At 66.5% G+C, this 4,937-nt stretch carries 1 protein-coding gene; it reads left to right on the forward strand.

All coding sequences use genetic code 11. The annotated features are described in order from the left end of the window. On the forward strand, positions 1 to 4,937 hold a 4,937-nt coding region (locus IVA74_RS30600), incomplete at both ends, for a non-ribosomal peptide synthetase (protein WP_247350454.1).

The following is a 4,937-nucleotide window of genomic DNA, read 5'->3' on the forward strand; positions in this document are numbered from 1 at the left end:
CGAGATCGCGCTGGCGCAGATCTGGGCCGAGCTTCTGGGCCTGGAACGTGTCGGCCGGCACGACAACTTCTTCGAGCTGGGCGGGCACTCACTGCTGGCGGTTCAACTGATGGAGCGTTTGCGGCGGCTGTCGCTTGGGGTCGAGGTGCGCACCCTGTTCGCCAAGCCGGTGCTGGCCGATCTTGCCGCAAGCCTGGGCAGCCATCATGAGGTGGCGATCCCCGCCAACCTGATCACGGAGCAGAGTGCAGCGATTACACCAGAGCTGCTGCCGCTCATCGAGCTGGCGCAGCCGGAGATCGACCGGATTGTCGCCACGGTGCCTGGCGGTCTCGGCAACATCCAGGACATTTATGCCCTGTCGCCGCTGCAGGACGGCATCCTGTTCCATCATCTGTTGGCGAGGCGAGGCGATCCATACCTGCTGGTCTCGCAGATGGCATTTGCCGACCGGGCTCTGTTGGAGCGCTACCTTGCCGCGGTCCAGCGGGTGGTGGACCGGCACGATATCTTAAGAACGTCGTTTGTCTGGGAGGGCCTGTCGAGCCCGGCCCAGGTGGTTTGGCGGCGAACACCACTCGAGGTCACCGAGGTCGCGCTGGATGGATCTGATGGTGCTGAGCAGCTCAGGCAACAGTTTGATCCGCGTCAGCACCGGATCGATCTTGGCCGGGCGCCCTTGTTGCGGTTTGTGATTGCGCGCGAGCCCGGCAGTGCGCGCTGGCTGCTCCTGGAGCTGCTGCACCATCTGATCGGGGATCATTCCACGCTGGAAGTGATGCATGCCGAGGTTCGGGCCGTGCTCGGCGGTCGCGATCACGAGCTGGCAGCACCACAGCCGTTCCGCAATCTGGTGGCGCAGGCACGACTGGGAGTTGGAGCGCAAGAGCATGAGCAGTTCTTCCGGAGACTGCTGGCAGACATCGATGAGCCGACGCTGCCGTTTGGGCTGAGCGAGGTGCGCGGCGACGGCAGTGGAGCCGGCGAGGCGCGGCGGATGCTGCCGCGCGAGCTCAACGAGCGGCTGCGAGTGCAGGCGCGGCGGCTCGGGGTGAGCCTGGCGAGCCTGTGCCATCTGGCCTGGGGGCAGGTGGTGGCGCGCAGCAGCGGGCGTGAGCAGGTGGTGTTCGGCACGGTGCTGTTCGGCCGCATGCATGGAGGCGCCGGCGCCGACCGCGCCATGGGCCTGTTCATCAACACCCTGCCGCTGCGGCTTGATCTGGATGGCACCGGGGTCGAGGCGAGTGTCCGGATCACGCATCGCCGGCTGGCCGAGCTGCTGGCGCACGAGCATGCCTCGCTGGCCTTGGCGCAACGCTGCAGCAGCGTTGCGGCGCCGGCGCCGCTGTTCAGCGCACTGTTGAACTACCGTCATAACACGCCAGCGCCAAGCTCCGGACCGGACGATGTGCTATCCGGCGTGGAATGGTTGGGTGCGGAAGAACGCACCAACTATCCGCTGACCTTGTCGGTGGAGGATTTTGGCGAGGCGCTCGGCCTGACGGCGCAGGTGGCGGCGCCCATATCTGCGGACCGGGTCTGCGGCTACATGCAGCGGGCGCTTGAGCAACTGGCTGAGGCGCTGGAGCATGCCCCCAACAAGCCGGTGCGAGAGCTGGACATCCTCCCGGCTGACGAGCGGGCGTACCTGCTGGAGGAACTGAACCGCACGGCGGCGGCGTATCCGTCAGAGCGGTGCATCCATGAGCTGTTCGAGGCGCAGGTCGCCAAGACGCCGGATGCGGTGGCGGTGGTCTGTGCGGACGAACGCTTGAGCTATGGCGAGCTCAATGCGCGGGCCAACCGCCTGGCGCATCATCTGATCGCACTCGGGGTGAAGCCGGACCAGCCGGTGGCGATCTGCCTTGCGCGCAGCGTTGCGGTGGTGGTGGGGCTTTTGGCGATCCTGAAGGCGGGTGGCGCCTATCTGCCGCTGGATGCGGCCTATCCGAGTGCGCGGCTGCACCAGGTGCTCAAGGATGCGGCGCCGCGTCTGCTGCTGGCCGACGAAGCCGGCCGTGCCGCGCTTGGCCCTGAGGCGCTGGCCGATGTGAGCGTTGTCGATCTTATGGCAGCCACACCCGCCTGGGCCGAGCTGCCCGCTTGTAATCTCGACCCGCGCGCGCTCGGCCTGACCTCGCGCCATCTCGCCTACGTGATCTACACCTCCGGATCCACAGGCACGCCCAAGGGCGTCATGATCGAGCATGCGAGCACGGTGAACCTGCTGCATTGGAGCAGCGAGGTGTTTGCGGAATCAGAGATCAGCCGCACCCTGTTTTCCACCTCGATCAGTTTTGATCTGTCCGTCTACGAGTGCTTCGTTCCGCTTTCGCAAGGAAGCACGCTTTACGTTGTTGAGAATGCGCTGGCGTTGGCCGAGAGGTCTTTGGATATCTCCTTGATCAACACAGTGCCCTCGGCGATCGCCGCTCTGGTCGACAAGAAAGCCGTGCCGGTTTCCGCAAGCGTGATCAATTCGTGCGGCGAGCGGCTGAAGGTAGGCCTCATAGAGAAGGCCTTCGAGAGCAGTCGCGTAGAGAAGATTTATAACCTTTACGCGCCCTCTGAAACCACCACGTACTCAACCTGGATCTGCTTGCGAAGGGGAGAGGCTGTCGTTGAGACGATTGGCCGTCCGATTGCGAACACGCGGGTGTATCTGCTTGACGGTGATGGTGCGCCTGTTCCGTCTGGGGCGGTGGGCGAGCTTTACATCGGCGGGGCGGGAGTGGCGCGCGGCTATCTGAACCGTCCCGAGCTGACGGCGGAGCGGTTCATCGCCAGTCCCTTTGTCGAAGCCGACCGGCTGTACCGCACTGGCGATCTGGCGCGCTATCTGCCGGACGGCAATCTGGAGTTTTTGGGGCGCAATGACGACCAGGTGAAGATCCGCGGGTTCCGGATCGAGCCCGGTGATATCGCGGCGCGGCTTGCCGAGCACGCCTGGGTGCGCGAGGCGGTGGTGGTGGCGCACCAGGATGGGACGGGCGAGCCGCGACTCGTTGCGTATCTCGTCGCGGCGGCCGAGCATGCGGCCGACGCTGAGGGGGGCGATCTTGCCGGCACCTTGCGCGCGCACCTAAGTGAGCGGTTGCCCGAGTACATGGTGCCATCGGCGTTTGTGCAGCTGGCGGCGCTGCCGCTGACGCCGAACGGCAAGCTCGACCGCAAGGCGCTGCCGGCGCCGCAAGATGAGGCGTATGCACGCGCCGTCTATGAGGCACCGCAAGGCGAGATCGAGACCGCGCTGGCAACGATCTGGGCCGAGCTTCTGGGTGTTGAGCGGGTCGGACGCCACGACCACTTCTTTGCGCTCGGCGGCCACTCGCTGCTCGCGGTGCGGCTGTTGAGCCGGGTCTCGCAGGTTGTTGGCGTCGCACTGCCGCTGAGCACGCTGTTTGCGAAACCGGTGCTGGCCGATCTGGCCGCGAGCCTCGTGGATGAGTTGAGCCGCTCCGGCGCGCAAGACCTGCCGGCCATTGTGGCCGTGCCGCGTGATGCGGCGCTTGTGCTGTCGTTTGCGCAGCAGCGGCTGTGGTTTTTGGCGCAGCTGGATCAGAGCGGCACGAACTATCACATTCCACTGGCGTGGCGGCTCAAGGGTGGGCTCGACCGCAGCGCCTGGCAGCGCAGCCTGGACCGTGTGTTGGCGCGCCAGGAGGCGCTGCGCAGCGTCTTTGTCGCGCCGGAGGGCAAGCCCTGGGTGGAGCTGCTGCCGCAGGATGCGGGGCTGCCGGTTGTGGAGCACGATCGGCGGGACAGGCCGGATGCGGACGAGGCGCTATTGGACCTGTGCAGGGAAGAGGCGCGCACGCCGTTCGATCTGGCGCGCGGCCCGCTGATCCGCGGCCGCTTGATCCGGATCTCGGATGAGGAGCACGTGTTCCTGCTGACGCAGCATCATATTGTCTCGGATGGCTGGTCGCTGGGCGTGTTGGCGCGTGAACTCAGTCAGCTGTACCGGGCGTTCGTGGCCGGAGACGACGATCCGCTGCCGCCGCTTGTGATCCAGTATCCGGACTATGCCGCCTGGCAACGGCGGTGGCTAACAGGGGAACGGCTCTCGAACCAGGCGCAGTATTGGCGCAACGCCCTGTCTGGCGCGCCGGCCCGTCTGGCCTTGCGGACCGACCGGCCGCGGCCGGCACAGCAGTTGTTTGCCGGGGCCGGTGTGGCGGTCGTGATCGATGCGGATCTGACGCGGGGCTTGCGGCGGCTGAGCCAGCAGCATGGCACGACCTTGTTCATGACGGTGCTGGCGGCGTGGGCTGCGGTGCTGTCGCGTCTGTCGGGGCAGGACGACCTTGTGATCGGGGTGCCGAGCGCCAATCGCGGTCGGCGCGAGGTCGAGGAGCTGATCGGCTGCTTCGTCAACACCCTGGCGCTGCGGCTCGACCTGTCGGGCGCGCCGAGCGTGGCGGAGCTGCTCAAACGGACGCGGCGCACGGCCTTGGCGGCGCAGGAGCATCAGGACCTGCCGTTTGAGCAGGTGGTGGAGATCGTGCAGCCGCCCCGGCGTCTTGATCACACGCCGTTGTTCCAGGTGATGCTGGCCTGGCAGAACAACGCCGCCCCGGCGTTCGATCTTCCTGGGCTGCGTGTGGAGGCGGCGGCAGACGGCTTCGATCAGGTCAAGTTCGATCTGGAGCTGAACCTTGCCGAGCATGGCGAGGCGATCGCCGGAACGCTGGGCTATGCCACGGCGCTGTTCGATCAGGCGAGCATCGAGCGGCAGCGAGGCTATCTGCTGGCGCTGCTGCGGGCGATGGTGGCCGATGCGCGGCAAGCGGTCGGGCGGATTGAGCTGCTGGCGGCCGACGAGCGCGCATATCTATTGGAGGAGCTGAACCGGACGGCGGTGCCGTATCCCGAGCAGCAGTGCATCCATGAGCTGTTCGAGGCACAGGTCGCCAAGGCGCCGGACGCGGTGGCGG

This window comes from Bradyrhizobium sp. 132 (genome assembly GCF_023074185.1).
In the GTDB taxonomy this organism is placed as follows: domain Bacteria; phylum Pseudomonadota; class Alphaproteobacteria; order Rhizobiales; family Xanthobacteraceae; genus Bradyrhizobium.